This window comes from Spirillospora sp. CA-108201 (assembly GCF_050936235.1).
In the GTDB taxonomy this organism is placed as follows: domain Bacteria; phylum Actinomycetota; class Actinomycetes; order Streptosporangiales; family Streptosporangiaceae; genus Spirillospora.
This window is the reverse complement of sequence record NZ_JBNJNE010000001.1, coordinates 3,015,512-3,040,725: the sequence shown is the minus strand read 5'-3', so window position 1 is coordinate 3,040,725 and position 25,214 is coordinate 3,015,512. Positions and strand designations below refer to the sequence as shown.

Here is a 25,214-nt window from a genome sequence, read left to right as displayed (position 1 = left end):
TGGCGTGGCCGACAACTGGGTGGAGACCATCGCGGGCGATCTGCGGCGATGGTCGGACGAGCGCGGGGAAGTGCTGGACGAGCAGGGCGTCCGGATCCTGCTCGACCTGGCGCGGGAGGATCTGGGCCTCGCGGGCCCCGAGGCGCTGGAGCCGCGGCATGTCCGCGAGCTGCTTCTGGAGGCCTTCCCCGAGTCCGTGGTCGCCGGGCGCGACGACGTCCCCACCATCCTGGACGCCCTCCGCCGGATCGTCGCCTACCTGCGCGACACCGGGGCCCTCGCCGCCGCGGCCGCCGACGGCCTGGAGGCGGAGATCGCGCGGACCGGCGCCGAGTTCGCCAAGGTCGTCGCGGACGTCGACAGCGAGGAGCGGCAGGCGGCCGCCGAGGTCGTCGCCGGGCTGATGCAGGCCGACGGGATCGACCTGGACGACCAGGACGCCGTCGACGCGTGGGTGCGCGACTTCGAGGCGCAGCCTGAGGAGGAGCGCTTCGCCCGCACGGAGGAGTACCTGCGGCAGTCCGGGGAGCTGGTGGTCCCGCCGGTCCGGCTCGCGCCGCAGGCGGAGGTCGCGGACGCGGCGCGGCGGTCCGCCCTCACCGAGGCCGTCCTCGCCCTGGCGCGGTGGACGGGCGAGCGCCCGCTCACCGAGCACGGCATGCTCGCCGAGTCCGACGCCGAGGACGCCCGCCGCGCCCTCGCCCTCGACGTCCCGCGGCGCCACGGGCGGATGGAGGACGACGGCGCGCTGGAGCGGCTGTGGTGGGCCGCCGTCGAGGCGAAGGCGGTCGACGCCGGGAACGGCCGCGCCGCCCCGGGCCCCGCGCTGCCGGGCCTCGGGTCCGGCGACGACGCGGCGCTGCTCACCGCCTGGCTCCCGCTGTTCGACGCCGTCGTCGTGCCCGGCCACGACTACGCCGACGGCCTGGACGCCGTCGAGCTCGTCCAGAACGAGCTGACCGGGGTCCTCATCCACCTGTACGAGCAGGAGGAGCCGACCGCGCCCGACGCCCTCGCCGAGGCGCTGCTGGGCCACATCGAGGAGGCCTACGACCTCAGCGACGCCGACACGATGCACGCCCTCGTGGCGGACGCCCTCGCGCTCGAACTGGCGGCCCTCGGCGACTGGGGCGTCGTCGAGGAGTCGGGCGCGGGGCGGGCGCTGACGCCGCTCGGCGTGTGGGCCGTCCGGGAGCTGCTCCTCGCGGACGGGTTCACCGCCCCCGTGATCGGCGAGCTGGCGGGCGCCCGCGCGTCCGAGCTCGTGGCGGGGCTCACCTGGTACCGGCCGGACGCCGCCGACGAGGAGATCGACGGCTGGCTGGCGTCCCACGACCCCAAGGACGCCGCCGCCGACCTGCTGGACGTCATGCGGACCGGCGGCCCCGGCGCCCGCAACCTCGCCGCCGCCGTCCTGCACCGGGTGGGCCCGGAGGCGGCCGGCGTGGTCCGCGCCGCGCAGGAGCACCCGCTCGTGGCGCCCTACGCCGCGATGTGGCTGAACGCCGCCGGCGACCCGGCGGGGCGGGAACTGGCCCGCGAGGAGTACCTCTGGGTGTTCGTGGACACCGTCGCCGGGATGCTGGAGACCGCCGAGCCGGAGGAGGCGGTCGAGGCGGCCCTGATCGACGCGCCGCCGGGTGGGGAGCTGAAGACCATGGTGGACGAGCTGTGGCGCACCCACCATCCCGGCGTGGCCGACGTCCTGGAGGCCCTGGGCGCCCACCACCCCGACAAGGCGACGGCCAAGGCCGCCCGTACCGCCGCCTACAAGGCGCGTTCGGCGCGCCAGAGCGCGCATCGCGGCGTGTGACCATGGCGTGAAGGTTCAGGGCCCGCGCCTCCGTAGACTTGAGGGCGCGTCCCAGTAGTCGGCGGCACCCGTAGTGACCCGGTGCCGCCCGCAGCGATCAGCGACTTTCGCAGGAAACGGAGTCCCCCGTTGGCCGTCAAGCCCATCCGCCTCTTCGGCGATCCTGTGCTGCGCACGCCCGCGGAGCCGGTGAAGGACTTCGACAAGGAGCTGCGCCAGCTCGTCAAGGACCTCACCGACACGATGGTCGACGCCCCGGGGGCGGGTCTGGCCGCCCCCCAGCTCGGCGTCGGGCTGCGCGTGTTCACCTACTACGTCGACGACCGCCTGGGGCACGTGGTGAACCCGACGCTCGACCTGTCGGAGGAGCAGGAGACCGGCGACGAGGGCTGCCTCTCCCTGCCCGGCCTGGCGTTCCCCACGCCCCGCTCCGTCGGGGTGGTGGCGAAGGGCTTCAACATGCACGGGGAGCCGATCACGCTGGAGGGCACCCACCTGCTGGCCCGCTGCGTCCAGCACGAGACCGACCACCTCGACGGGATCATCTTCATCGACCGGATGGACGCCGAGCAGCGCAAGGCCGCGATGAAGGCGATCCGGGAGGCCGAGTGGTTCGGCGACCCGGCCCCCGTCGTGAAGGAGTCGCCGCACCGCACCTTCGGGCAGGCGATCTAGATGCGGCTGGTCTTCGCGGGGACGCCCGAGACGGCGCTCCCGGCCCTGACGGCTCTCCTGGGGTCCTCGCACGAGGTCGCGGCGGTCGTGACCCGGCCCGACGGGCGTTCGGGGCGCGGGAGGCATCTGAGCGCCGGCCCGGTCGCCTCGCTGGCCGCCGAGGCCGGTGTCGAGGTGCTGAAGCCCGCGAAGGCCCGCGACCCCGGGTTCCTCGACCGGCTCCGCGAGATCGCCCCGGACTGCTGCCCGGTGGTCGCCTACGGCGCGCTGCTGCCCCGCGAGGCCCTGGGCATCCCGCGGCACGGCTGGGTGAACCTGCACTTCTCGCTGCTGCCCGCCTGGCGCGGGGCCGCCCCCGTGCAGCGCTCGATCCTGCACGGCGACGACGTGACCGGCGCGGCCACGTTCCAGATCGAGGAGGGCCTGGACACCGGCCCGGTCTACGGCGTTCTCACCGAGCCCATCCGGCCGGACGACACCACCGGCGACCTGCTGGGACGGCTGGCCGTCGCCGGTGCGGACCTCCTGCTGGACACCATGAACGGCATCGAGGCGGGCGTCCTGGAGCCCCGGCCCCAGCCGACCGAGGGGGTGTCCCACGCGGCGAAGCTGACGCCCGAGGACGGCCGCGTCGACTGGAAGAGCCCGGCCCTGCACATCGACCGCCTGATCCGCGCCTGCACCCCGGCGCCGGGCGCGTGGACGAGCTTCCGCGACACCCGGGTCAAGCTCGGCCCCGTCCGCCCCGCGCCCGACGCCGCCCGGCTGGCGCCCGGCGCGCTCAGCGCGGGCAAGAGCGAGGTGCTGGTCGGCACGGCCACGCACCCCGTCGCTCTGGGCGAGGTGCAGCCGCAAGGCAAGCGCCCCATGGCCGCCGCCGACTGGGCCCGCGGCCTCAACCTCACCGGCAAGGACGCCCTGCACTGATGCCTCCCGCCCGCAACCGCCGACGCGCCCCGAACACCCGGCCGGGCGGTCCCCGCAAGACGGGCCGCCCCCAGGACCTCGTCCGCCGTACGGCGTTCGACGTGATCCGGGCGGTGGAGACCCGCGACGCCTACGCGAACCTCCTGCTTCCCGCGCGCCTGCGCGACCGGGGCCTGACCGGACGCGACGCCGCGCTCGCCACCGAGCTGACGTACGGGACCCTGCGCGGCAGGGGGACCTACGACGCGGTGCTCGCTCTGTGCAGCGACCGCGAACTGCGCCGTGTCGACGCCCCCCTGCTGGACGTCCTGCGCCTCGGGGCCCACCAGGTCCTCGCCACCCGCATCCCGCCGCACGCCGCCGTGGCGACGACCGTGGAACTGGCCCGCTCGGTCTCCGGGCCCGGCCAGGCCAAGTTCGCCAACGCGGTGCTCCGCAAGGTCGCCATGCGCGACATGGACGCCTGGCTGCAGATCGTGGCGCCCGCCGACGCCGACACCACGACGCGCCTGTCGATCGCCCACAGCCACCCGAAATGGATCGTGTCCGCCATGCGGGACGCCGTCGGGGCGGCCGAGATCGACGAGCTTCTCGCGTCCGACAACGCCCGCCCTCGCGTGACGCTGGTCGCGCGCCCCGGCCGGGCGACCCTGGAGGAGCTGTACGACGCGGGCGCGGAGCCCGCCCCCTACTCGCCGTATGGCGCCGTTCTGTCCGAGGGCGATCCGGCGGGCATCGACGCCGTCCGCGACGGGCGCGCCGCCGTCCAGGACGAGGCCAGCCAGATGGTCGCCCTGGCGCTGGCCGAAGCTCCCCTGGACGGCTCCGACACGCGTTGGGCCGACCTGTGCGCCGGCCCCGGAGGCAAGGCGGGGCTCCTGTCGGCCCTCGCCGCCCGGCGCGACGCCCGCCTTCTCGCCGCCGACGTCCAGCCGCACCGCGCCGGTCTCGTCCGGCGCGCGGTCGACGGCCGGACCGGGGTGGTCGCGGCCGACGGCACCGTTCCCGCGTGGCGTCCGTCCTCGTTCGACCGCGTCATGGTGGACGCCCCGTGCACCGGCCTGGGCGCGCTCCGCCGCCGTCCTGAGGCCCGCTGGCGCCGGGGCCCCGAGTCGGTCGCCGAACTCGGGCCGCTCCAGCGGAAGCTGCTCGCCACGGCCCTGGAGTCCGTCCGGCCCGGCGGCGTGGTCGCCTACGTCACCTGCTCGCCCCACCTGGCGGAGACCCGCGTGGTGGTGGACGACGTCCTGCGCAAGCGAGACGACGTGGAACGCCTCGACGCGCCCGGTGTCCTGGCGGGGATCGCCCCCGGCCTCACCGGGCTGGGGGACGGCCCGTACGCCCAGTTCTGGCCGCACCGCCACGGCACGGACGCGATGTTCCTGGCGCTGCTCCGCCGAACCTGACCGCTGCACCCGTCCTCTCGGGGGAGGCTCTGTGCTGACCGGCTTCATGCTTTTCATGTCGTACCTGGGCAGCGCAGCCTTCTACGTCCCGCTCCTCCTGGCGTTGTACTGGTGCGTGGCGCCGCGCCTGGCCGCGAGGGCCGCCGTGGTGCTGCTGTTCGGCGCGGTCGTCAACGCGCTCCTCAAGCTGGTCTTCCACGCGCCCCGCCCTTACTGGACGGACCCGTCGATCCAGGGCAGGCAGTCGCTGTCGTCGTTCGGGATGCCGTCCGGCCACTCCCAGAACAGCGTCACGGGCTGGGGCTTCTTCGCGGCGCAGACCCGGCGGTGGTACCTGTGGGCGGGGGCAGTCGCCGTCATCTTCCTGATCGGGGTGTCCCGCGTCTACCTGGGCGTCCACTCGATCGGGCAGGTGCTGGCGGGGTGGGGTGTCGGCCTGGCGATCCTGGTCGCCGCCCTCGGGCTGGAGCCCATCGCGGTCCCATGGTGGCGGCGGCGGCATCTGGCCCTGCAACTGGCTCTCTCCCTGGCGGTCTCCCTGCTGCTGCTCGCGGCGTCATGGGGTGCGGCACGGCCGCTCCGGAACTGGCAGTGGCCTCAGGCGTGGGCGGAGGCCATCAGGGCGGCGGGCGGCGTCGCCGGGCCCATCACGCTGACCGACTCGGCCCAGGCGTGCGGCTCTCTCTGCGGCCTCCTGATGGGCCTTTCCCTCGTCGCCTGGCGCGGCTGGTTCGACCCGGGCGGCATGGCCTGGCAGCGCCTGGCGCGCCTCCCGGTGGGCCTCGCCGGGGCGGCGGTCATCGCCTTCTTCGAAGGGGCCGACCCGGTCCAGGCGTTCGTGGTCCAGGCGCTGCTCGTGCTGTGGGTGATGGCCGGCGCGCCGGAGGTCTTCGTCCGCCTGCGCCTGGCGTCCCGTCCCACCCCCGGCCTCACTCAGGCGGGGGACGATCGGGCCGGGCTGCGCCAATAGACTCGGGGCATCATGGCTCCACAGATCGCACCCAGCATCCTGTCCGCCGACTTCGCCCGCCTGGCCGAGGACGTCGCGCGCATCGCCGACTCCGCCGACTGGGTCCACGTCGACGTGATGGACAACCACTTCGTCCCGAACCTCACCCTGGGACTCCCCATCGTGGAGGCGCTGCTCAGGAACAGCGCCCTGCCCCTCGACTGCCATCTGATGATCGAGGACCCCGACCGCTGGGCGCCGCAGTACGCCGAGGCCGGGGCCGGGAGCGTCACCATCCACGCCGAGGCGGCGAAGGCGCCCATCCGCACCCTGCGGGCCATCCGCGCCGCGGGTGCGCGCGCGGGGCTGGGCGTCAACCCGGCCACCCCGGTGGACGGCTTCGAAGACCTCCTCGGCGAGATCGACATGCTCCTGCTGATGACGGTCGAGCCGGGCTTCGGCGGCCAGAGCTTCCTGGACGTCGTCCTGCCGAAGGTCCGCCGCGCCCGGGAGCTCATCAAGGGCCGCGACCTGCCCGTCTGGCTCCAGGTGGACGGCGGCGTCAGCGCCGAGACGATCGAGCGCTGCGCGGAGGCGGGGGCGGACGTGTTCGTCGCCGGCAGCGCCGTCTACGGCGCGGAGGACCCGGCCGAGGCCGTCCGCGGACTCCGCGCGCAGGCCGAAGAGGCGACGGCCAAGGCGGACTGGTGAACGACCCCGCGGAGCGCACGCTGACTCTGCCCTGCGCGGCCGTCCTGTTCGACGTCGACGGCACACTCGTCGACTCGACGCCCCTCGTCGAACGCGCCGGCCGTGAATGGGCGGCCGAGTACGGCATCGACCCGGACGTGTTCATGTCGGGAGCCCACGGCCGCCGCACGAGCGACCGCGTCGCCGAGTTCCTGCCGGCCGGGCGGGTCCGCGAGGCCACCGAGCGCCTGGACGCGCTGGAAGCGGTCTCCACCGACGGCATCGTCGCGCTGCCCGGCGCCGTGGACCTGCTGGCGGACCTGGCCGGCCTGGCCCACGCCTTCGTCACGTCCATGGACCGGGCGCAGTTCAAGGTGCGCACCGAAGTGGCCGGCATCCCCGCTCCGCCGATCGTGGTGACCGCCGAGGACGTCCCGGACGGCAAGCCCGACCCGTCCGGCTACCTCCAGGCGGCCCGCCGCCTGGGCGTGGAGCCGTCCGCCTGCGTGGTCGTCGAGGACGCCCCCGCCGGGATCGCCGCGGGCCGCGCGGCGGGGGCCACCGTCCTCGCCCTGGTCACCAGCCACCCGGCGGAGTCCCTGGCCGAGGCCCACCACGTCGTCCAGGACCTGAGCCGCGTGAGGGCGACCCCGGCCGGCCTGCACCTCACCCTCGGCTGAACACCCGCTCTCCGCCGCCGGCGCCCCCGCACGGGCCGGGACCGGTGCGGCGGCGTGTGGCGATGGCCACAGGGGCGGGAATGGGAATGCGTGGCACACTGGTTGGCAAAGCATGAACGCGTGCTCCGGGGTCGGTGAAATTCCGAACCGGCGGTGACAGTCCGCGACCCGGCCGAAGCCATCGGCCGGTTGACCCGGTGGAACTCCGGGACCGACGGTGAAAGTCCGGATGGGAGGCAGCGCGCTGTACGCCCCTAGGCAGGGGTGTGTCAGGACACTCGTACGTCCCCGGAGCCACTGATCTAGGAGGCCCGGGAGATGTTCACCGGCATCGTCGAGGAGCTCGGCGAGATCGTGGCGATCGACCACCAGGGGGACTCGGTCGCGCTCGCGGTCCGCGGTCCGCTGGTCGTCCAGGACGCCGTCCACGGGGCGTCCATCGCCGTCAACGGCGTCTGTCTCACGGTCGTGGACGTCGAGGACGGGGTCTTCACCGCCGACGTCATCAAGGAGACGCTCGACAAGTCCAGCCTGGGCGTGCTGGAACCGGGTTCCAAGGTCAACCTGGAACGTCCCGTGCGGCTGTCGGACCGGCTCGGCGGCCACCTCGTCCAGGGCCACGTCGACGGGGTCGGCGCGATCGTCTCCCGCGAGCCGGGGGAGCGGTGGGACGTGGTGACGGTGTCCCTGCCCGCCGAGCTGAGCCGCTACCTGGTCGACAAGGGCTCCATCACCGTCGACGGGATCAGCCTCACGGTCGTCGAGGCCGGCGCCGACCGGTTCAGCGTCGCCCTGATCCCGACGACGCTCGCGCTGACCACCCTCGGCCGCAAGGAGCCCGGCGACCCGGTGAACCTCGAAGTGGACGTCGTCGCCAAGTACGTCGAGCGCATGCTGGGGGACCGGTCGTGAGCTGGCTCGGCGCCGGTTTCGAGGTCTTCGGCGAGCACATCCTCTGGACCGATCTCGCCGGGAACGTCCTGTCGCTCGCCGTGGCCTGGCTCGCCATGCGCAAGACCCTCTGGACCTGGCCGGTGCAGCTGGTCGGCGCCCTGCTGCTGCTCGCGGCCTCGCTGCACGCGCACGTCCCGGGAAACGCGCTCAAGCAGATCCTCTTCTGCGGGCTGGCCCTCTACGGGTGGTTCATGTGGACCCGCGGACGGCGCGAGGCCGACGGACTGGTCGTGCGGCAGGCGACGTTCAAGGAGCGCGCCGTGCTGCTCGTCGCCCTCGTGGTCGGCACGGCCGTGGTCGCCGAACTGTTCGTGCACCTCGACTGGCTGAAGGTCGCCTGGTCGCCGTGGGCGAACGCCTACATCTTCGTCGGCAGCGCGGTCGCGACGTTCGCGCAGAGCCGCGCGCTCGTCGACTTCTGGATCGTCTGGGTGCTCGTCGACCTGGTCGGGGTGCCGCTGGCCCTCAAATCCGGGCTGTACGTCTCCGGCGCGGTCTACGGGATCTTCTTCGTGATGGTGATGGTCGGGTTCAGGAACTGGCTCCGGGAGTCCCGGGGCGGGCGCAACTCCACGCAAAGGGCGGTGACCGCATGAGCGGCAACGACACAGTCATCGAGGCCGCGGGGACCGGCGGCACGGGGATCTTCGACTCCGTCGAGTCGGCGATCGCCGACATCGCGGCGGGCCGGCCCGTCGTGGTCGTCGACGACGAGGACCGGGAGAACGAGGGCGACATCATCTTCGCGGCGTCGAAGGCGACGCCCGAGCTGCTGACGTTCACGATCCGCTACACCAGCGGCGTCATCTGCGTCCCCATGGAGGGCGCCGACCTCGACCGGCTCCAGATCCCGCTGATGACCGCGCAGAACACCGAGCGCATGCGCACCGCGTACACGATCAGCGTGGACGCCCGGCTCGGCGTCACCACCGGCATCTCCGCCGCCGACCGGGCGCGCACGATCCGCACGCTGTGCGACTCGGCGTCCGAGCCCGGCGACCTGGTCCGGCCCGGCCACATCTTCCCGCTGCGCTACCGCGAGGGCGGCGTCCTGCGCCGGCGCGGCCACACCGAGGCCGCCGTCGACCTCGCCCGGCTCGCCGGGCTCCCCCCGGCGGGCGTCCTCGCCGAGGTGGTGAACGAGGACGGCACCATGGCGCGCCTGCCCGAGCTCCAGGTCTTCGCGAAGGAGCACGGCCTCAGGCTCGTCTCCATCGAGCAGCTCGCCGAGTACCGCAGGCGCACCGAGTCGATGGTGACCCGCGTCGTCGAGACCCGCCTGCCGAACCGGTACGGGACGTGGCGCGCGGTCGGGTTCTCCAGCGCCGTCGACGGCGGCGAGCACATCGCGCTCGTGCTGGGCGACCTCGGCGACGGCGAGGACGTCCTGGTCAGGGCCCACTCCGAGTGCCTCACGGGCGACGTGCTGCACTCCGAGCGCTGCGACTGCGGGACCCAGCTCGACGCCGCCATGGAGCGGATCGCCGAAGAGGGCCGCGGCATCGTGCTCTACCTGCGCGGTCACGAGGGACGCGGGATCGGCCTGCTCGCCAAGCTCCGGGCGTACGCCCTCCAGGACAACGGCTCCGACACCGTCGACGCCAACCTGGAGCTGGGGCTGCCGGCCGACGCGCGGGAGTACTCCAACGCCGGCCACATGCTGCGCGAGCTGGGCGTACGCTCGGTACGGGTGCTCACCAACAACCCGGACAAGCTTCGCGGCCTGGGCGGTTTCGGGGTGGACGTGCGGGGGCGCGAGGCCATGCCCGTCATCGTCACCGAGCACAACCGGCGCTACCTGACGGTCAAGCGCGACCGTCTCGGCCACCAGATCGAGCTCACCCACCGGAGCGAGGGACTCTCATGAGCGGCGCGGGACGCCCCGAGGACATCACGGTCGACGCGGCCGGGCTCACGATCGGCATCGTGTGCACCCGCTGGCACGAGCGGGTGACCGACCGGCTGCTGGAGCGGGCGCTCGCCGCGGCGAAGGCGTGCGGCGTGGACGAGCCGGTCGTGGCCCGCGTGGCCGGCGCGCTCGAACTCTCCGTCATCGCCCAGCAGATGGCCCGCGACTTCGACGCCGTCGTCTGCCTCGGCGCGGTCATCCGGGGCGCCACCGCCCATTTCGACTACGTGTGCGACTCGGTGACCGCCGGTGTGACCCGCGTCGCGCTGGACGAGTCGACTCCGGTGGGCAACGGGGTGCTCACCTGTGACACCATTGAGCAGGCACTGGAACGCAGCGGGCTGCCGGGCAGCTCCGAGGACAAGGGATGGGAGGCGACTGTGGCCGCACTCGACACGGCACTGACCCTGCGAGGTCTGCGGCATCACGGTCACGCCGGGCACGGCCTGGAGCATCTGGGCTCCTAGGCGGGGAGCGGCCGCCGCTCCCGAGCACCCGGTATCCGTACCCATCCTCATCGAAAGGCTGATCCGTGCTGTCACTCGTTCTGCCCAAGGGGTCGCTGGAGAAGGCGACCATGCAGCTGTTCGACGCCGCCGACCTCACCGTCCAGCGCGCCTCGGACCGCGACTACCGCGCCTCCATCGACGACCCCCGCATCGACCGCGTCCGGGTCCTGCGCCCGCAGGAGATCCCGACCTACCTCGAACAGGGCCTGTTCGACCTCGGCATCACCGGCCGCGACTGGATCACCGAGACCGACGCCGACGTCGTCAGCCTCGGCGAGCTGAAGTACTCCAAGGCGACCTCCAACCCGGTCCGCGTGATCATGGCGGTGCCGGACGGCGCGCCCTGGCAGTCCGTGGCGGACCTGCCGGAGGGCGTGCGGATCTCCACCGAGTTCCCGGCGATGACCAAGCGGTACCTCGACCAGCACGGCGTCAAGGCCACGGTCGTCCCGTCCTACGGCGCGACCGAGGCGAAGGTGCCCGACATCGTCGACGCGATCGTCGACCTCACCGAGACCGGCTCGTCGCTGCGCAAGAACGGCCTGCGCATCCTCGACACGCTCCTGACCAGCTACACCGAGCTGGTCGCGAACCGCGAGGCCTACGAGGACGCCGAGAAGCGCGCCGCGATGGAGGACATCTCCCTCCTGCTGCAGGGCGTGATCCGCGCCCGCGGCAAGGTGCTGCTGAAGCTGAACGTCGCGCACGGCGACCTGAAGAAGGTCCTGGACATCATGCCCGCGATGTCCTCGCCCACGGTCACCTCGCTCGCCGGCGGCGAGTCCAACGCCGTGGAGTCGGTGGTCGCCAAGCGCGGCGTCAACACGCTGATCCCGGCGCTGAAGGCGGCGGGCGCCCACGACATCCTCGAAATCCCCATCGCGAAGATCGTTGACTGACGCTCCGGCCCTGCCGGCGGTGTGGCGCCCCCGCACCACCCGGCTCGTCGCCTACACCACGGCGGGCGTGATCGTGCTCGGCATGATCGTGCTCGCCGTGGTGGTGGCGCCGCAGTTCAAGCTGTTCGACCGGGTCCTGATGGTCGCCTTCGCCGCGGTGGTCGCCTGGGTCCTGCACATGCTGGCCCGCTGCCGCGTCAGCGCCGACGAGTCCGGCCTCACGGTCGTCAACGCCTTCCGCACCCGCCGCCTCGAATGGCCCGAGGTCGTCGACGTCTCCATGACCACCGGCGACCCGTGGCCCACCTTCGACCTGGCCGACGGCACCTCCCTGCCCGCCATGGGCATCAACGGCGCCGAGAAGGCCCGCGCCGCCCACCAGCTCGCCGAACTCCGCACCCTCCTCCACACCCGGGGCGAAGCCCCCGACCCCACCTGACCCGCCGGGGTCACCAGGCGGTGAAGGCGGTCACGGTGCCGGCGCCTATGAGGGCGACGGCCCAGAGGCGGTCGAGGTCGAACCAGGCCCGGCGCAGGACGGCCAGACCGACGATCTCGTAGACCAGGACGGCGATCACGCCGGCCACGGTGAACATCGACAGGGTGTGCACGGCGGTGACGAAGACGCCGGTCGACAGGGCGCTGCCGGAGGACGACGCCAGGCCGTGGTCGTGGCCCGCCGGGGCCGTCCCGGACGAGGTGAGCACGGGCAGCAGCATCAGGCCCGCGCCGTGCACCGACGACATCAGGAACGACCAGCCGGCGAGCTGCCACAGCGAGATCCGCATGCCGACCCAGCGGAAGTGCCGCCGCGACAGCAGCCGCCACAGGCCGAACCCGACGAGCACGGCCCCGCCGCCGATCGCGACCGCGCGGGTCGCCACGACGGAGCGGGTGAGGGCGACCAGGACGGCGACGGCGCCGACGGAGGCGGCGTGGCCCGCGGCGATGGCCGGGAGCGACTGCAGCACGAGGGACCGGCTGCGCTCCTGGAGTCCGCGGGCCACGGCGAACAGCCATCCCATGGCCGGGTTGAGGCCGTGGAACGCGCCGAGCGCGACGAGCGCGGCGAGCGACCCGTCGTTCACGGGTAGCAGTAGGAGTCCGAGGAGGCGTCGCCGCCCTGGAGGCGTGTCTGGTGCGGGCGGCGGCCGCGGAAGTCGTCGCCGCTCGGGAAGAACCGCTCGTCGAACGAGAAGCCGTCCGGGGTGGAGTCGAGCTTGGCCATCCACGCGCCGACGCCGTCGGGGTAGAACTGGTCGTCCCACGAGCCGTAGAGCGAGTTGGTGACGTAGACGCGCCTGCCGTCGCGGCTGACCTCCACCATCTGCGGCCCGCCCGCCAGGGGGCGGCCGGGGTCGGCGGGGTGCGGGGTCCGGCCGACGATGCCGCCGATGCGCACCGATCCCGCCTCGACCGGGTGGAACGGGTCGCTGACGTCGTAGCGCTTCAGCTCGCCGGTGCCCCAGCACGAGACGTACAGCCACTGGTCGTCGACGGACAGGTCGATGTCCGTGATCAGCGGGGGCACGGCCCCGAACGGGCGGATGACGGGCGGCAGGGCGTCCGGGGCGGCCGGCTCGGCGGGGATGGTGATCACCTTGGTCGCCGCCCACCGGTCGCCGTCGCGGTGCCAGACCCACACCGACGCCGACAGGTCCTCGACGCTGACGACCACGCCCGCGAACCCGTACAGCTTCGTCGGGTCGTGCGCGGGACGCAGCTCCAGGACCATCTGGTGCTCGTCCCCGAGGTCGACCGTCTGGACGTGCTTGCGCTTGCGCAGGTCGAAGAAGTTCAGCGAGTGCCCGTACTCGCGGCCGAGCAGCAGCTCGCCGACGACGCCGTCCTCGATCATCGACGGCGTGCCCCACTCGGACGCGACGAGCACGTCGTGCGCGATGTGCCACCAGGCGTCGTAGGCGAAGTACTGCGGGCCCCGGTCGACCTCCCAGCGGCCGAGCACGTCGAACGAGGTGTGGTCGAGCAGCGCGATCCCGCCCGGCCCGTCCTCGCCGTTCGCGCCGCCGAGCGCGGTCAGGTAGAGGCCCTCCGGCCCGCAGTGGACGGTGTGCGGGCGCGAGTACCCGGCGCGCTTGGCCAGCTCGTCCGGCTCCAGCGTCTTGACGATCTTCGGGGCGGTGGGGTCGTCCTTGGTGTCGATGACGTACACCCGCGACGACCGCAGCCCGGGGACGATCAGGTACCGGCGCTCGACGTGCGGGTGCGGGGAGCCGGGGCACAGGGCGCTGCTGCACGCGTTCCATCCGAAGTGGTGCAGCTCGTCGCCGAGGTAGGGCAGTTCCGTCCACCCCACCACGGAGCCGTAGGAGCCGGAGCCGGGGTCCACGTCGAGCACCGCGATCGCGTCGGGTTTCTCGGCGGCCCGGTCGAAGGCCGCGACGTAGGCGAGCTTCTCCGGCGGCGCGGAGGCGGCGTCGCGGGGAGAGGCGTAGAACGTCGGGTCTGGCTTCCACAAAGGCATGGGTGCCCTTTCAGGTGATGGTGACCGGGTGCCGTACGACGGCGCCGAAGAGATAGCCGAACGTGTTGTAGGGGGCGGTCGCGGGCTGGGTGGTGCCGGTCTCGTCGGTGGCGCGCGCCAGGAGCTCGTACCGGCCCGGCCGCTCGGGGCGCCACGCCAGTTCCCAGCGCGCCCATCCGCGGGAGCCGGCATGGCGGTCGAGCGGGCGGGCGCGGCGCCACGTCCTCCCGCCGTCCGCGCTGACCTCGGTTTGCCGGATCCGTCCGTTGCCCGACCAGGAACGGCCGTGCAGGACGTGCGGGCGCGCGGGCAGGGAGGCGTCCCAGGGCAGTTCGAACGCGGACTTGACGTTCATGCGGGTCAGGGGCGCCGACCCCTCCTCGGGGTAGCCGGGCCCGAAGAGGCGGTAGTAGCGGGTGTTCCACGGCGAGAACAGCGGCTCGTCGGCCACCTGGATGTCTCCCAGCCATTTGATGGACGCGATGCCCGTCCATGAGGGCACGACCAGGCGCACCGGGTGGCCGTGGTCGGGCGGCAGGGGCGCGCCGTTCATCTCGTAGGCGAGGAGGGCGTCCTTCATCGCCTTCGCGATCGGAAGGGGACGCCGTACGCGGCCGAGGTTCTCGCCCTTGTCCACGAACTCAGCGTCCAGCCCGCGCGGCAGGATGTCCACGGCCTCGGGGGTGACACCTGCGCGACGCAGGACGGTCGCCAGGCGGACGCCGCGCCAGCGGGCCACGCCGACCGCGCCGAGCCGCCAGGGCGTTCCCGACACCTCCTGGCCCTGCTGGGAGGCGTAGAACCCGCGCCCGTTGCCGGTGCACTCGATGAACGCGGTGATCTCCTCCGCCGGGAGCCGGAGGAGGTCCTCGTAGGTGAACTCGACGGGGCGGTCCTCGGCGGGGGCGCCGCGCAGGCCGCTTCCCCACAGCTTCAGCCGCCAGGTGCGGGCGTCGATGAGCGGCGTGGCGACATGGTTGCGGACGAAGAACCGGTCGGCGGGCGTGAGGCGCCCCTGCCCGCGCATGGCCTCCCACCGCATCTCGGCGTTGGTGCCCTGCGGGATGAACAGCTCCGGGGGGAGCGGCTTGACGATCCCGGTCGCGGCGGCCGCGGGCCGCGGGCCGAGGGCGGCGGAGAGGCCGGCGGTCAGCCCGGCTCCGGCCGACAGCCGCAGCAGTCCCCGCCGGGACGGGAGCCGGACGCGCTCGTAGGTCGCCTCGTCGGTCAGGTCGTCCTCAGGGGGCAGGTCACCGGGATCACCCATTCGCATGGCTCCGATGCTGCTCAGCCCTCCCTCAAAAGTCAACTTTCCCTACTGCTTTAACTGGTTTTTGGACGGAGGTGGGAATCGCGATACGCGGCGGACCGGATGTGTGCCCCGGGTCTCGGCTGAGTAGCCTGTGATCCGTGGGGGAGGCGGCGCCGATGACCGTGGACCAGGTCGGATCGCCCGCGGAGCTCGCGGGCCTGCTCGACAGGCATGGCTACCTGTGCGACGAGGGTCTCGCCACGGCCTGCTACCTCGCCCTGCGGATGGGGCGGCCCCTGTTCCTGGAGGGGGAGGCGGGCGTCGGCAAGACCGAGCTGGCCAAGACGCTCGCGCGGGGCCTCGGCGCGCCGCTGATCCGGTTGCAGTGCTACGAGGGCCTCGACGCGTCGCAGGCCCTCTACGACTGGGACTTCCCCCGCCAGCTCCTGCACCTGCGCGCGGCGGAGGCCGCGGGCGTCAGCGACGTGTCGCGGCTGGAGGGCGAGCTCTACGACCGGCGGTTCCTGCTGGCGCGGCCGCTGCTCCAGGCGCTGGAGACGTCCCCCAGCGTGCTGCTCGTCGACGAGCTGGACCGTGCCGACGACGAGTTCGAGGCGTTCCTGCTCGAAGTCCTCAGCGATTTCACGATCACCGTCCCCGAGCTCGGCACGATCCGGGCCGAGCGGCCGCCGGTGGTCGTGGTGACCTCCAACCGCACCCGCGAGGTCCACGACGCGCTGAAGCGCCGCTGCCTGTACCACTGGCTGGAGCACCCCTCCTTCGACCGCGAGGTCGCGATCATCAGGCGGCGGCTGCCGGGCGCGGCGGAGCGGCTGGCCGGGCAGGTGGCGCGGGCCGCGCAGCGGATGCGCGAGACCGACCTGCTGAAGCCGCCGGGCGTCGCCGAGTCCCTGGACTGGACGGAGGCGCTCGTGGCCCTCGGGGTCCGCGACCTCGACCCGGGGACGGCGGCGGTGACGCTCGGCGCCGTCCTGAAGTACCGCGAGGACCAGCAGCGCGTGCTCGGCGGCGGCGGGGCGGCCGGGCTAGAGGCCCTGCTCGACGGGGGTTAGCCGTGGACCGGGACGTCACCGAGACGATGGTCGGCTTCGCCAGGACGGTGCGTTCGGCGGGCGGGGCGGCCGATCCCGAGCGGGTCCAGGCGATGCTCGCGGCGCTCGGCCACCTGGACGTGCTCGACCCCCGCGACGTGTACTGGGCGGGGCGGCTCACCCTGTGCGCCGACCCCGACGACCTCGCCCGCTACGACCGCTGCTTCGCCGCGTACTTCTCCGGCGCGACCGCCCGTCCGGGCCGCAGGACCCCGCCCGTCGTGGTGCGCCGGGTGCCGATGGCGGAGCCGGGCGGGCGCGGCGGCGGGCAGGAGTCGCGGGAGCTGGAGGCGGCCGCGGTCAGCGACGTCGAGGTGCTCCGCGACCGCGACGTCGCGCGGCTCGGCGCGGCCGAGCGCGCCGAGGTCGCGCGGCTCATCGCCCTGCTGGACGCGGGCGCCGAGCGGCGCAGGTCGAGACGGTTCGCCGCGACGCCGTCCGGGCGGCTCGACCCGGCGCGCACCGTCCGGGAGACGCTGCGGCGCGGCGGCGAGACGTCCCTGCTGCGGCACCGGAGCCACCGCACCCGGCCGCGCCGGGTGGTGCTGATCGTGGACGTCAGCGGGTCGATGAGCCCGTACGCCGACGCGCTGCTGCGGTTCGCGCACGCCGCCGCGCGCTCGGGCGGGAGGGACGTCGAGGTGTTCAGCGCCGGGACGCGCCTCACCCGCCTCACCCGGGAGCTGCGCCACCGCGACCCGGACGCGGCGATGGCGGCGGCGTCCGCCGCCATCCCGGACTGGAGCGGCGGCACGCGGCTCGGCGAGGAGCTGAAGGAGTTCCTCGACCGGTTCGGGCAGCGGGGGCTGGCGCGCGGCGCGGTCGTGGTGATCGCCTCGGACGGGTGGGAGCGCGGCGACGCCGGCCTGCTCGGCGCGCAGATGGCGCGGCTGCACCGGCTCGCGCACCGGGTGGTGTGGGCGAACCCGCACAAGGCGCGGCCCGGGTACGAGCCGCTCACCGCGGGCATGGCCGCCGCGCTGCCGCACGTGGACGACTTCACCTCCGGGCACAGCCTGGCCGCGTTGGAGGAGCTCGCCCGCCTCGTCGCGGGCGCCGGAAAGGGGAGGGCTCATGCGTGACGTGCTCGGCGACATCGCCGGCTGGTACGGGTCCGGGCGGACGTTCGCGCTCGCGACCGTCGTGAACACCTTCCGCAGCGCGCCGCGCCCGCCGGGGGCGGCGATGGCGGTCTCGCCGGACGGGGAGGTCGCGGGCAGCGTGTCCGGCGGCTGCGTCGAGGGCGCGGTGTACGAGCTGGGGCAGGCGGTGCTGGAGACCGGCGAGCCCGTCGTCCAGCGGTACGGGGTGAGCGACGACGACGCGTTCGCCGTCGGTCTGACCTGCGGCGGGATCCTGGACGTGCTGGTGGAGCCGGTCGGCCCGGACACCTTCCCCGAGTTCGCGGACGTCGCCGCCGCGATCGAGGCGCGCGAGCCGGTCGCGGTCGCCACCGTCGTGGCCGGGCCCGGCCGGATCGGCGCCCGCCGCGTGGTCTGGACCGACCGCGCGTCCGGGTCCCTCGCGCCCGGCGCCCCGCACGCGGCCCGCCTCGACGCGGCGGTGGACGACGACGCGCGCGGCATGCTCGCCCAGGGCCTCACCGGCCAGCGGCACTACGGGCCCGAGGGGGAGCGGCGGCTCGACGACCTCGCCGTCTTCGTGCACTCCTTCGCGCCGCCGCCGCGGCTGCTGGTGTTCGGCGCGATCGACTTCGCGGCGGCCGTCGCCCGGATCGGCAAGTTCCTGGGCTACCACGTGACGGTGTGCGACGCCCGGCCGGTGTTCGCGACGCCCAAGCGCTTCCCCGAGGCCGACGAGGTCGTGGTGAAGTGGCCGCACAAGTTCCTGGAGGAGGCGCGCGACTCCATCGACGGGCGCACGGCGATCTGCGTCCTCACCCACGACCCCAAGTTCGACGTGCCGCTGCTGGAGGTGGCGCTGCGCACCGGCGCCGGCTACGTCGGCGCGATGGGCTCGCGCCGCACCCACGACGACCGGACGGCGCGGCTCCGCGAGGCGGGCCTGACCGACGCCGAGCTGGGCCGGCTGCGCTCGCCGATCGGCCTGGACCTCGGGGCCCGCACGCCGGAGGAGACGGCCGTGTCGATCGCGGCGGAGCTCGTCCAGCTGCGCTGGGGCGGTTCCGGCCGCCCGCTCACCGACACCAGCGGCCGGATCCACGCCGAGCCGGACTGACCGCACTACCCTCGCGGCATGACGTTGCGGAGTGAGGAGTCCCCGGCCGGCCTGCTGCTCGCGGCGGGGGAGGGCCGCCGCCTCGGCCGCCCCAAGGCGACGCTGGAGCTGGACGGGGAGCGGCTCGTCGACCGGGGCGTCCGCACGCTGCGGGACGGGGGCTGCTCCCCGGTCCTGGTGGTGGCGGGCGCCGCGCAGATCGAGGTCGTCGGCGCCGTCGTCGTGCCCAACCCCGGCTGGCGGGACGGCATGGGCTCGTCGCTGCGCGCCGGGCTCGCCGCGCTCCCGCCCGGCTGCCCCGCCGTGGTCGTCGCGCTGGTCGACCAGCCCCTGGTGACGCCCGCCGCCGTCAGGCGGCTGGTCGCCGCGTTCGGGGAGGGCGCCGGCGTCGCGGTCGCCACCTACGGGGGAGCGCCGCGCAACCCCGTCCTGCTCGGGGCCGGGCATTTCGCCGGCGTGGCGGAGGCGGCGATCGGCGACCAGGGGGCGCGCGGCTACCTGCGCGCCCACCCGGAGCTGGTGACGCCCGTCCCGTGCGACGACGTCGCCGCACCCGACGACATCGACACGCCGGAGGACCTGGCCGCGCTCAGGCGCCCGGGGGCAGGACGCTCTCGTCCAGCGCCCCGCAGTCGACCGCGCGGCGCAGCCGAGCGGTGAGCGCCGTGATGGTGGCGGGCTCGTCCAGGACGCCGCTCGCGTGCCCCGCCGCCTGCTCGTGCCAGGCCCGGACCCGTCCGATCACGTCGTCGACGCCGGTCAGGTGGAAGGCGTAGACCGCCGCGTAGCGGCTCGGCAGGTGCGCGGGATGCAGGTCCCAGCCCTGGTAGAAGCCGTGCGCCAGCGAGTGCCGGACGTGCGCCGCGTGCGCGGCCCACGCGGCGTTGACCTCGTCGGGTCCGTCGTTGCGGGGGATGACGTTGGTGGAGCCGTCCGACAGCCGCACCCCGGTGCCCGCCAGCGACACCTGCATGATGTGCCGGGCGAAGTCGCAGGCCGGGTGGTCGAGCCGCTGCTCGTGCGGCGGCAGCCCGAGCGCGGCGGTGTAGTCGAACACGCCGAAGTGGGCGGCGGTGATGCGGCCCTGCGCCCCGGTGACCAGGGACTGGAGCCCGATCCGGTCCTCCTCGGCGTCCATCAGCGCCTGCGGCGTCTCGATCTGGACCTCGAACCGCAGGATGCCCTGCGGCAGCCCGAGCGAGGTCTCCAGCCGGTCCAGGAACTCCACGAACAGCTTGACGTGGTCGATCGAGGTCACCTTGGGGAAGGTGATGGTGAACCCGCCGGGCAGCCGGCCGAGCCGGTCGCGCAGCGCGGTCAGGAACCCGTCCAGCGTCCGCATCGCGCGCTCGTGGCCGCCGTCGGCGAACGACTTGACCCGCAGCCCCCAGTAGTGCGGCAGGCCCTTCACCTGGTACGCGGCGCCGACCGCCTCGACGACCTGGTCGACGTGGGCGTCCTCCTCCTTGTCGTCGCGCACCCCGTAGCCGTCCTCGAAGTCGATCCGGACGTCCTCCACCGGCTCGGCGGCCAGCTTCGCCGCGACCCGCTCCCGCACCGGCCCGGCGAGTTCCGGATCGAGCCCGAACGCCGCGCCGAACGACCCGGCGCCCGGCGTGTGGGTGTTCAGCAGCCGCAGCGCCTCGGCGCCGAAGTCGGCGGGCGTCGAGCGGGAGAACCGGTCCGCCGGGACGTAGACCGTGTGGACCGGTTGGCGGCCTTCCGCGCCGCCGGGGAAGCGCTCGCCGTGGGCGTCGCGGACGGCGGCGATGCGCGCGGACAGATCGTCGTACGAGGAGACGCTGAGGTTCACCCTGCAATGATCCCCCAACCGCCACCGGCTAGGGAACCGTCCCGGATGATCAGGACGCCCGGATCCCCCAGGTTCCGCCGAACACCGCGCCCGGTTCGAGGTCCACGACGTCCTCCCCGGTCGCGAACGCGTTGGGCGGGCACGTCATGGGCTCGACGCCGAGCCCCGAGCGCGGCCGCGGGCCGTTGTCGGCGGTGTAGACCTCCATCCACGGATGCGCCTCGTCGGCCCAGAGCCGGACCGTGCGCCCGCCGCCGGACAGGGTCGCCCAGGCGCGGCCGTGGCCGTCGCGGTTCAGCCCGGTGAACGCGTTGTCGATGCGCCGGTCGCCGAACACGGGCCCGGTGCGCAGGTCGTACGGGGTGCCGGTGACGTCCGCGGACGGCCCGGACGGGATCATCCGCCCGTCCACGGGGAGGTACCGGTCGGCGCCCAGCGTGACCGTGCAGCCGTCGATGGGTTCGCCGACCGTCAGGTAGGGGTGCGCGCCGTGGCCGTAGGGGGCGGTCCGCGTCCCGGCGTTGCGCGCGGTCATCCGCACGCGCAGCCCCTCGGCGGCGTCGAGGACGTACTCGGCCTCCAGGTCGAGGCGGAACGGGTATCCGGCCGTGCCGAGCAGCCGGTGCGTGAGCCGCACCCGGTCGGGCTCGTGCTCGGCGACCGTCCAGGACGCCCAGCGGACGAGCCCGTGGATCGCGCAGTCCCGGTCGGGCTCGGACACGTCGAGCCGGTGGGCCTCGCCGCCGTACTCGTAGCGGCCGCGGTCGACGCGGTTCGGCCACGGGACCAGCAGGTGCCCGAGCGCGGCGGGCGCCGGCTCGTCGGCGCCGTGCGTCAGCACCAGCGGGCGGCCCCCGTGGGTCAGCTCGCGCAGGCTCGCGCCCGACTCGGTGACGACGGCCTGGTAGTGCCCCGCGCCCAGCGCGTACTGCTCCCCCGTCAGGGCGGACCGCTCCCCGGAGAGGGCGCGCCCCCCGTCGATCGACTCGCTCATGTGGCCGACGTTACCCCCGCCCCCGGCGACCACGCCCCGCCGTGAGCGCCGCGCGGCGTCCCCCGGGGCTACGCGGTGTCGGCGAGGGCGTGCAGGGCGTCGGTGAAGACGTTCGCGGGCGGTTCGACCAGGCCCGCGCCGACCTGGCCCGTGCCGGCCTCCCGGCCGGCGATGCCGGTGTCGATGACGGGCAGGATCCCGGTGCGGACGACGCGGGCGACGTCCACCCCCACCGGGGTCCCGCGGAACGACAGCAGCGGGATCTGGAGCACCGGGTGCTCGGCGAGGGTGATCTCGTACATCCGCTGGGTCGCGGCGACCGCGTCCGGGACCTCGCCGCCGACGAAGCGGACGATCGCGGGCGCGGCGGCGAGCGCGAACCCGCCCATCCCGGCCGTCTCGGTGATCGCCGAGTCGCCGATGTCGGGGTTGGCGTCGTCCGGGCCGTAGCCGCCGAGGTAGAGGCCGTCCGGGACGCCGGCGGGGCCGGTGAACCAGCGGTCGCCCGTCCCCGACACCTGGATGCCGAACTCGGTGCCGTTGCGGGCCATCGCCACGACGAGGCTGGAGCCCGGCACGCCGCGCGCCGCGTCCGCGCACGCCTTCGCGGCCGCCATCCCCGCGTTCAGGAAGAAGTGGTCGTTGCCCGCCGCGAACGCCAGCGCCTCGGCGGCCCGGGCCCGGGGCACCTCCTCGGCCGCCGCGAGCGCGGGCGCCAGCTCGCGCAGCAGCAGCGACGTCGCCGCCCGGTTGCGGTTGTGCAGCTCGTCGCCCATCTGCAGGGCCTGCGCGATGAGCGCCATCAGGTCGACCGGCCCGTGCCGCCGCACCGCCTCCCGCAGCGCCGGGCCGAGCACCTCGCCCATCCACGCCAGCCGCTCGATCACCTCCGGCCCGTACGCCCCGTACCGCAGGACCTTCCCGAGGCCCTCGTTGAGCGAGCAGTAGGAGGTGCCGCCGTGCTCGGCGTCCTCGACCACGAGCATCCACATCGACGGGGCGACGACTCCCGCCATCGGGCCGACGGCGGCGTGGTGGTGGCACGGCTCGAACACCGCCGCGCCGCGCTCCAGCTCGCGCTCGGCGCCGCGCGGCGTCTCGGCGAGCCCTTCGAGCAGCATCGCCCCGACGAGCGCGCCGCGCATCGGGCCGGACGCGCGGTCCCACTCCAGCGGCGGGCCCGCGTGCAGGAACGTCCCGGGCTCCAGGCCGAGCACGTCGCGCGCGGGGCGCACGTCCACCAGGTGCGGACGGGCCGTCACCATCCGCCGCACGGCGCGCGCGTTGGCCTCGGCGTGGCCGGGCTCGCCGAGGACGGCCGCCAGCGCGGCCTCCGTCCCGGCGGGCGGCGGGCGCCAGTCGACGGCCTCCACCGGGACGGCCTGGTCGGCGAGCGCGCTCGCGAGCACCTCCACGCCGGTCGCGACGACGCTCGGCTCGCGGGAGAGCAGCCCGCCCAGCAGGTGCGCGCGGTGCTCGTCCCGGCGGTCGCTCATCGGGGCATCCCTTCGACGGTCGGCCCGTCCGCCAGCGTGAGGGCGTGCCGGGCCGCCTGCGCGTTGGAGGCGAACACGTCGGCGCCCGCCTCGCACAGCGCGGCGGCCTGCCGGTCGCGGTCCTGCGGGTCGGCCGGCGTCCCGCACAGCGACACCACGGCCCGGAGGGCGGGGCGCTCTCGCAGCGCCGAGGCGAGGGCCGGGGCGAGCGCGGCGGCCGGATCGGGCTCGGCGCCGTGCCCGAGCACCACGTCCAGGAGCAGGACGCCGCAGGCGGCGTCGGCGGCGTCGGCGCGCAGTGCCTCCAGCCGCAGCGCCGGGTCGATCATCGGGTGCGGGCGGCCCCGCGTGTAGGCGTCGTCGCCGAAGTCGGTGAACCGGTGGCCGCGCGCCTCCAGCTCCCGGCCGAGCGCCTCCCGCGCGATCATCTCGGCCTCGTCGCGCAGCGTCCCGCCGGCGAACAGGCCGCGCAGCGCCGCCCGGCCGTGCCGCCGGCCGTTCTCCCGGCCGGGGGCGCCGCACCGCGGGGCGCGGTCCAGCGCGGCCACTCCGGGACGGGCCGGCCGAGCGCCTCCAGCGCCTTCTCCGCGGCCCGCGTCAGGTCGTCCTCGCCGGGCAGCGGCAGCGCGAACACCACGGGGGTGTCCAGGCGCCGCGCCGCCTCGCGGATCAGGTCCAGCACCCGCGGCGCGGGCGGCTTGGACACCAGCACGATCAGTTCGGTGGCCGGGTCGGCGTCCAGCGCGGCCAGCGCCGCCAGCGCGGACCGGCCGCTCACCTCGGGCGACAGGTCCCGGCCGCCGACGCCGAGCACGTGGCTGACGCCGGTGCCCGCGGCGTCCAGCAGGCACATCAGCTGCTGCGCGCCCGTCCCGGACGCCGCGACGACGCCCACCGGGCCGGGCCGCACCGCGTTGGCGAACCCGAGGCCCGCGCCGCCGACCACGGCCGTCCCGCAGTCCGGGCCCATCACGATCAGGCCGCGCCGCGCCGCGGCCTCCTTCAGGGTGATCTCCTGCGCGACCGGCACGTTGTCGCTGAAGATCATCACGTTGAGGCCCGCGTCCAGGGCGTCCATCGCCTCGGGGAAGACGTGCGGCCCCGGCACCGACAGCAGGGCCACGGTCGCGCCCCCGCGGGCGGCCGCGGCCCCGGTGGTCCTGGCCGGCACCGCCGCTCCCAGCACCCCCGCCCGCGCGGGCGGGCGGGACACGTCGCGCAGCAGGCCCTCCAGCGCCTCCCCGGCCTCGTCCAGCGCGGCTCCGTCCGGTCCTTCGTCCTCGACGCGGATCGCCACGACCAGGTCGTCGGGCCCGGTCCCGTCCGGCACGGCGAAGCCCATGCGGCCGAGCATCTCGCGGTTCGGCCCGGTGCCCATCGCGACCATGGCGCCGACGACGCCCGGCCGCTCCGACAGCTGCCGGCTCACCCGCATCAGTGTGACCGAATCGTGGTAGGCCCCCCGCCGCACCTCGACCCGGTCCCTCATACGCGCCCTCCGAGGGCGGCGCGGCACCCGGCGAGGACCCCGTGCGCCAGGTCCGTGCCCGACGTGTGGCCCACCGCCAGCAGGCGGCGGACGGCGGCCTGCGGCGGCTCGTGGCCCGCGACGCCGCGCAGGACGGCGGCGACCTCGGCGCCCGCGTGGCCCGCCGCGGCGCAGTGCAGCAGCGTCGCGGCCAGCGCGGTCGTGCGGGTGCCGGCGTCGGCGGTGACGGCCGCGCCGAGCCAGTCGGCCAGCCGCACCGCCCCGCCGTTGCGGACGGCGCCGCCGACCAGCCGCAGCGAGACCAGGAGTCCGCACAGGATGTCGTCGCCGGTCGGCGTGAGCCCGGGGCCGAGGCCCACGATCCGCTCGGCCGCCTCCACCGCGCCCGCGAGGTCGCCCGCGGCGCAGGCGGCGGCGAGCGCGTCCGGGTCGGGATGCCCGGCGAGGCCGCCGCCCGACGGCCCGGCGGCGGTGAGCGCGCCCGCGGCGGTCAGTTCGGCCTCCAGGGCGCGCACGCCCCGGGCGAGCGCGTCCGGCCGCAGCCCGCCGAGCGCGGGCGAGGGGTCCCACCAGCGGCGCACGCGGACGGTGAGGCCCTCCGCCTCGATCCGGCCGTCGCCGACGAACGCGTCCGCGCCCTCGCGGACGGACCGGAACGGGTGCTCGCGGCGGCTGGCGACGACCACCACCGCGTTCGGCAGGCGTCCCGCGTCGGAGGTGACGACGGCGAGCACGCGCGGCTCGGGGCCGCCCCGCATCTCCAGGTACAGCGCGGCCGGGAACACCGCGATGACGCGGGCCGGGCGGCGCGGCGGGTCGAGCAGCGGCCGCAGCGCGAGGCTCGCGGCGCCGGCGGCGGGGAGCCGCCCCGTGCGGGGGCGGGCCGGGAGCCGGATCGGGTCGCGGACGAGAGCGGTCACGGATCCTCCCGAGGCCGGTGTCGGCGGCCGCACGGCGTGCGGG

Annotated in this window: 26 protein-coding genes and 1 riboswitch; of the genes, 17 read left to right on the top strand and 9 right to left on the bottom strand. The window is 74.8% G+C overall.

What is annotated here, in order from left to right; all coding sequences use genetic code 11:
* Nucleotides 1–4: 4 nt before the first annotated feature.
* The 13 genes from ACQEU6_RS14815 (at nucleotide 5) to ACQEU6_RS14755 (ending at nucleotide 11,850) form a co-directional block, all read left to right on the top strand.
* Nucleotides 5–1,813, top strand: coding sequence for a hypothetical protein (locus ACQEU6_RS14815; RefSeq protein ID WP_499332376.1), 1,809 nt, complete (start codon nucleotides 5–7; stop codon nucleotides 1,811–1,813).
* 129 nt (nucleotides 1,814–1,942) lie between these two features.
* Nucleotides 1,943–2,488 (top strand): peptide deformylase, encoded by a 546-nt coding sequence (gene def / locus ACQEU6_RS14810; RefSeq protein WP_499332374.1) that lies wholly within the window; start codon nucleotides 1,943–1,945, stop codon nucleotides 2,486–2,488.
* Nucleotides 2,489–3,415, top strand: coding sequence for a methionyl-tRNA formyltransferase (fmt, locus tag ACQEU6_RS14805; protein ID WP_499332371.1), 927 nt, complete (start codon nucleotides 2,489–2,491; stop codon nucleotides 3,413–3,415).
* Entirely contained in the window at nucleotides 3,415–4,821 is a 1,407-nt protein-coding gene (locus ACQEU6_RS14800; RefSeq protein WP_499332369.1) for an RsmB/NOP family class I SAM-dependent RNA methyltransferase, read from the top strand. Before fmt ends, ACQEU6_RS14800 begins: the two co-directional genes overlap by 1 nt.
* 31 nt (nucleotides 4,822–4,852) lie before the next feature.
* Nucleotides 4,853–5,791, top strand: coding sequence for a phosphatase PAP2 family protein (locus tag ACQEU6_RS14795; RefSeq protein WP_499332368.1), 939 nt, complete (start codon nucleotides 4,853–4,855; stop codon nucleotides 5,789–5,791).
* Between the two features lie 12 nt (nucleotides 5,792–5,803).
* Nucleotides 5,804–6,481 (top strand): ribulose-phosphate 3-epimerase, encoded by a 678-nt coding sequence (gene rpe / locus ACQEU6_RS14790; protein ID WP_499332366.1) that lies wholly within the window; start codon nucleotides 5,804–5,806, stop codon nucleotides 6,479–6,481.
* A complete protein-coding gene (locus tag ACQEU6_RS14785) occupies nucleotides 6,478–7,140 on the top strand; it encodes an HAD-IA family hydrolase (protein WP_499332364.1) in 663 nt (220 codons plus the stop codon). Before rpe ends, ACQEU6_RS14785 begins: the two co-directional genes overlap by 4 nt.
* 116 nt (nucleotides 7,141–7,256) lie before the next feature.
* Nucleotides 7,257–7,387: riboswitch (FMN riboswitch) on the top strand.
* A 71-nt stretch (nucleotides 7,388–7,458) separates the two neighbouring features.
* Entirely contained in the window at nucleotides 7,459–8,052 is a 594-nt protein-coding gene (locus tag ACQEU6_RS14780; RefSeq protein WP_499332362.1) for a riboflavin synthase, read from the top strand.
* Complete coding sequence (gene pnuC / locus ACQEU6_RS14775; RefSeq protein WP_499332361.1) at nucleotides 8,049–8,690, top strand: nicotinamide riboside transporter PnuC; 642 nt, start codon at nucleotides 8,049–8,051, stop codon at nucleotides 8,688–8,690. The genes ACQEU6_RS14780 and pnuC overlap by 4 nt, the downstream gene beginning before the upstream one ends.
* Nucleotides 8,687–9,961: a bifunctional 3,4-dihydroxy-2-butanone-4-phosphate synthase/GTP cyclohydrolase II gene (locus ACQEU6_RS14770; RefSeq protein ID WP_499332359.1), complete on the top strand. Its 1,275-nt coding sequence runs from the start codon at nucleotides 8,687–8,689 to the stop codon at nucleotides 9,959–9,961. The genes pnuC and ACQEU6_RS14770 overlap by 4 nt, the downstream gene beginning before the upstream one ends.
* The gene (gene ribH, locus ACQEU6_RS14765; protein ID WP_499332357.1) at nucleotides 9,958–10,470 is read left to right on the top strand and encodes a 6,7-dimethyl-8-ribityllumazine synthase; all 513 of its coding nucleotides are present in this window, start codon (nucleotides 9,958–9,960) and stop codon (nucleotides 10,468–10,470) included. Before ACQEU6_RS14770 ends, ribH begins: the two co-directional genes overlap by 4 nt.
* A 65-nt stretch (nucleotides 10,471–10,535) precedes the next feature.
* The gene (gene hisG, locus ACQEU6_RS14760) at nucleotides 10,536–11,411 is read left to right on the top strand and encodes an ATP phosphoribosyltransferase (protein WP_499332356.1); all 876 of its coding nucleotides are present in this window, start codon (nucleotides 10,536–10,538) and stop codon (nucleotides 11,409–11,411) included.
* Nucleotides 11,404–11,850, top strand: a complete 447-nt coding sequence (locus ACQEU6_RS14755) for a PH domain-containing protein (protein WP_499332354.1) — start codon at nucleotides 11,404–11,406, stop codon at nucleotides 11,848–11,850. The genes hisG and ACQEU6_RS14755 overlap by 8 nt, the downstream gene beginning before the upstream one ends.
* A gap of 10 nt (nucleotides 11,851–11,860) precedes the next feature.
* Here ACQEU6_RS14755 and ACQEU6_RS14750 read toward each other — a convergent pair whose 3' ends face one another.
* Genes ACQEU6_RS14750 through ACQEU6_RS14740 form a run of 3 tightly spaced genes read right to left on the bottom strand, consistent with a single transcriptional unit; the run spans nucleotide 11,861 to nucleotide 15,169 of the window.
* A complete protein-coding gene (locus ACQEU6_RS14750; RefSeq protein ID WP_499332352.1) occupies nucleotides 11,861–12,499 on the bottom strand; it encodes a hypothetical protein in 639 nt (212 codons plus the stop codon).
* A complete protein-coding gene (locus ACQEU6_RS14745) occupies nucleotides 12,496–13,896 on the bottom strand; it encodes a selenium-binding family protein (protein ID WP_499332349.1) in 1,401 nt (466 codons plus the stop codon). Before ACQEU6_RS14745 ends, ACQEU6_RS14750 begins: the two co-directional genes overlap by 4 nt.
* Before the next feature lie 10 nt (nucleotides 13,897–13,906).
* The gene (locus ACQEU6_RS14740) at nucleotides 13,907–15,169 is read right to left on the bottom strand and encodes a sulfite oxidase (protein WP_499332348.1); all 1,263 of its coding nucleotides are present in this window, start codon (nucleotides 15,167–15,169) and stop codon (nucleotides 13,907–13,909) included.
* 137 nt (nucleotides 15,170–15,306) lie between these two features.
* Between ACQEU6_RS14740 and ACQEU6_RS14735 the strand changes: the two genes are divergently transcribed.
* Genes ACQEU6_RS14735 through ACQEU6_RS14720 form a run of 4 tightly spaced genes read left to right on the top strand, consistent with a single transcriptional unit; the run spans nucleotide 15,307 to nucleotide 19,119 of the window.
* Nucleotides 15,307–16,221 carry an AAA family ATPase gene (locus ACQEU6_RS14735; protein WP_499332346.1) on the top strand — a complete coding sequence of 305 codons (915 nt, stop codon included), beginning with the start codon at nucleotides 15,307–15,309 and terminating at the stop codon, nucleotides 16,219–16,221.
* Between the two features lie 2 nt (nucleotides 16,222–16,223).
* The gene (locus ACQEU6_RS14730; RefSeq protein ID WP_499332344.1) at nucleotides 16,224–17,342 is read left to right on the top strand and encodes a vWA domain-containing protein; all 1,119 of its coding nucleotides are present in this window, start codon (nucleotides 16,224–16,226) and stop codon (nucleotides 17,340–17,342) included.
* On the top strand, nucleotides 17,335–18,459 hold the full coding sequence (locus ACQEU6_RS14725) for an XdhC family protein (RefSeq protein ID WP_499332343.1): 1,125 nt from the start codon (nucleotides 17,335–17,337) through the stop codon (nucleotides 18,457–18,459). The genes ACQEU6_RS14730 and ACQEU6_RS14725 overlap by 8 nt, the downstream gene beginning before the upstream one ends.
* An 18-nt stretch (nucleotides 18,460–18,477) precedes the next feature.
* A complete protein-coding gene (locus ACQEU6_RS14720) occupies nucleotides 18,478–19,119 on the top strand; it encodes a nucleotidyltransferase family protein (protein WP_499332341.1) in 642 nt (213 codons plus the stop codon).
* On the opposite strand, the gene ACQEU6_RS14715 is transcribed toward ACQEU6_RS14720, so the two are convergent.
* From ACQEU6_RS14715 to ACQEU6_RS14690, 6 genes are all read right to left on the bottom strand, one after another.
* Nucleotides 19,049–20,272: a DUF6986 family protein gene (locus tag ACQEU6_RS14715; protein ID WP_499332339.1), complete on the bottom strand. Its 1,224-nt coding sequence runs from the start codon at nucleotides 20,270–20,272 to the stop codon at nucleotides 19,049–19,051. The two genes, ACQEU6_RS14720 and ACQEU6_RS14715, sit on opposite strands and share 71 nt — an antisense overlap.
* A gap of 49 nt (nucleotides 20,273–20,321) precedes the next feature.
* Nucleotides 20,322–21,266 (bottom strand): aldose 1-epimerase family protein, encoded by a 945-nt coding sequence (locus tag ACQEU6_RS14710; RefSeq protein ID WP_499332338.1) that lies wholly within the window; start codon nucleotides 21,264–21,266, stop codon nucleotides 20,322–20,324.
* Nucleotides 21,267–21,334: 68 nt separating this feature from the next.
* Complete coding sequence (locus ACQEU6_RS14705; protein ID WP_499332336.1) at nucleotides 21,335–22,762, bottom strand: YlbE family protein; 1,428 nt, start codon at nucleotides 22,760–22,762, stop codon at nucleotides 21,335–21,337.
* Nucleotides 22,759–23,190, bottom strand: coding sequence for a hypothetical protein (locus ACQEU6_RS14700; protein ID WP_499332335.1), 432 nt, complete (start codon nucleotides 23,188–23,190; stop codon nucleotides 22,759–22,761). Before ACQEU6_RS14700 ends, ACQEU6_RS14705 begins: the two co-directional genes overlap by 4 nt.
* Complete coding sequence (locus ACQEU6_RS14695) at nucleotides 23,187–24,251, bottom strand: AllF/FdrA family protein (RefSeq protein WP_499332333.1); 1,065 nt, start codon at nucleotides 24,249–24,251, stop codon at nucleotides 23,187–23,189. The genes ACQEU6_RS14700 and ACQEU6_RS14695 overlap by 4 nt, the downstream gene beginning before the upstream one ends.
* Nucleotides 24,248–25,171, bottom strand: coding sequence for an oxamate carbamoyltransferase subunit AllH family protein (locus tag ACQEU6_RS14690; RefSeq protein WP_499332331.1), 924 nt, complete (start codon nucleotides 25,169–25,171; stop codon nucleotides 24,248–24,250). Before ACQEU6_RS14690 ends, ACQEU6_RS14695 begins: the two co-directional genes overlap by 4 nt.
* Nucleotides 25,172–25,214: the final 43 nt, after the last annotated feature.

Excerpts from the sequence above, each read along its gene's own strand:
- fmt (WP_499332371.1), top strand. The coding sequence starts at position 2,489 with ATGCGGCTGGTCTTCGCGGGGACGCCCGAGACGGCGCTCCCGGCCCTG.
- ACQEU6_RS14745 (WP_499332349.1), bottom strand. The coding sequence starts at position 13,896 with ATGCCTTTGTGGAAGCCAGACCCGACGTTCTACGCCTCTCCCCGCGAC.
- ACQEU6_RS14770 (WP_499332359.1), top strand. The coding sequence starts at position 8,687 with ATGAGCGGCAACGACACAGTCATCGAGGCCGCGGGGACCGGCGGCACG.
- ribH (WP_499332357.1), top strand. The coding sequence starts at position 9,958 with ATGAGCGGCGCGGGACGCCCCGAGGACATCACGGTCGACGCGGCCGGG.
- ACQEU6_RS14780 (WP_499332362.1), top strand. The coding sequence starts at position 7,459 with ATGTTCACCGGCATCGTCGAGGAGCTCGGCGAGATCGTGGCGATCGAC.
- ACQEU6_RS14710 (WP_499332338.1), bottom strand. The coding sequence starts at position 21,266 with ATGAGCGAGTCGATCGACGGGGGGCGCGCCCTCTCCGGGGAGCGGTCC.
- rpe (WP_499332366.1), top strand. The coding sequence starts at position 5,804 with ATGGCTCCACAGATCGCACCCAGCATCCTGTCCGCCGACTTCGCCCGC.
- ACQEU6_RS14740 (WP_499332348.1), bottom strand. The coding sequence starts at position 15,169 with ATGCGAATGGGTGATCCCGGTGACCTGCCCCCTGAGGACGACCTGACC.
- ACQEU6_RS14800 (WP_499332369.1), top strand. The coding sequence starts at position 3,415 with ATGCCTCCCGCCCGCAACCGCCGACGCGCCCCGAACACCCGGCCGGGC.
- ACQEU6_RS14695 (WP_499332333.1), bottom strand. The coding sequence starts at position 24,251 with ATGAGGGACCGGGTCGAGGTGCGGCGGGGGGCCTACCACGATTCGGTC.
- ACQEU6_RS14705 (WP_499332336.1), bottom strand. The coding sequence starts at position 22,762 with ATGAGCGACCGCCGGGACGAGCACCGCGCGCACCTGCTGGGCGGGCTG.
- ACQEU6_RS14725 (WP_499332343.1), top strand. The coding sequence starts at position 17,335 with ATGCGTGACGTGCTCGGCGACATCGCCGGCTGGTACGGGTCCGGGCGG.
- ACQEU6_RS14720 (WP_499332341.1), top strand. The coding sequence starts at position 18,478 with ATGACGTTGCGGAGTGAGGAGTCCCCGGCCGGCCTGCTGCTCGCGGCG.
- ACQEU6_RS14700 (WP_499332335.1), bottom strand. The coding sequence starts at position 23,190 with ATGATCGCGCGGGAGGCGCTCGGCCGGGAGCTGGAGGCGCGCGGCCAC.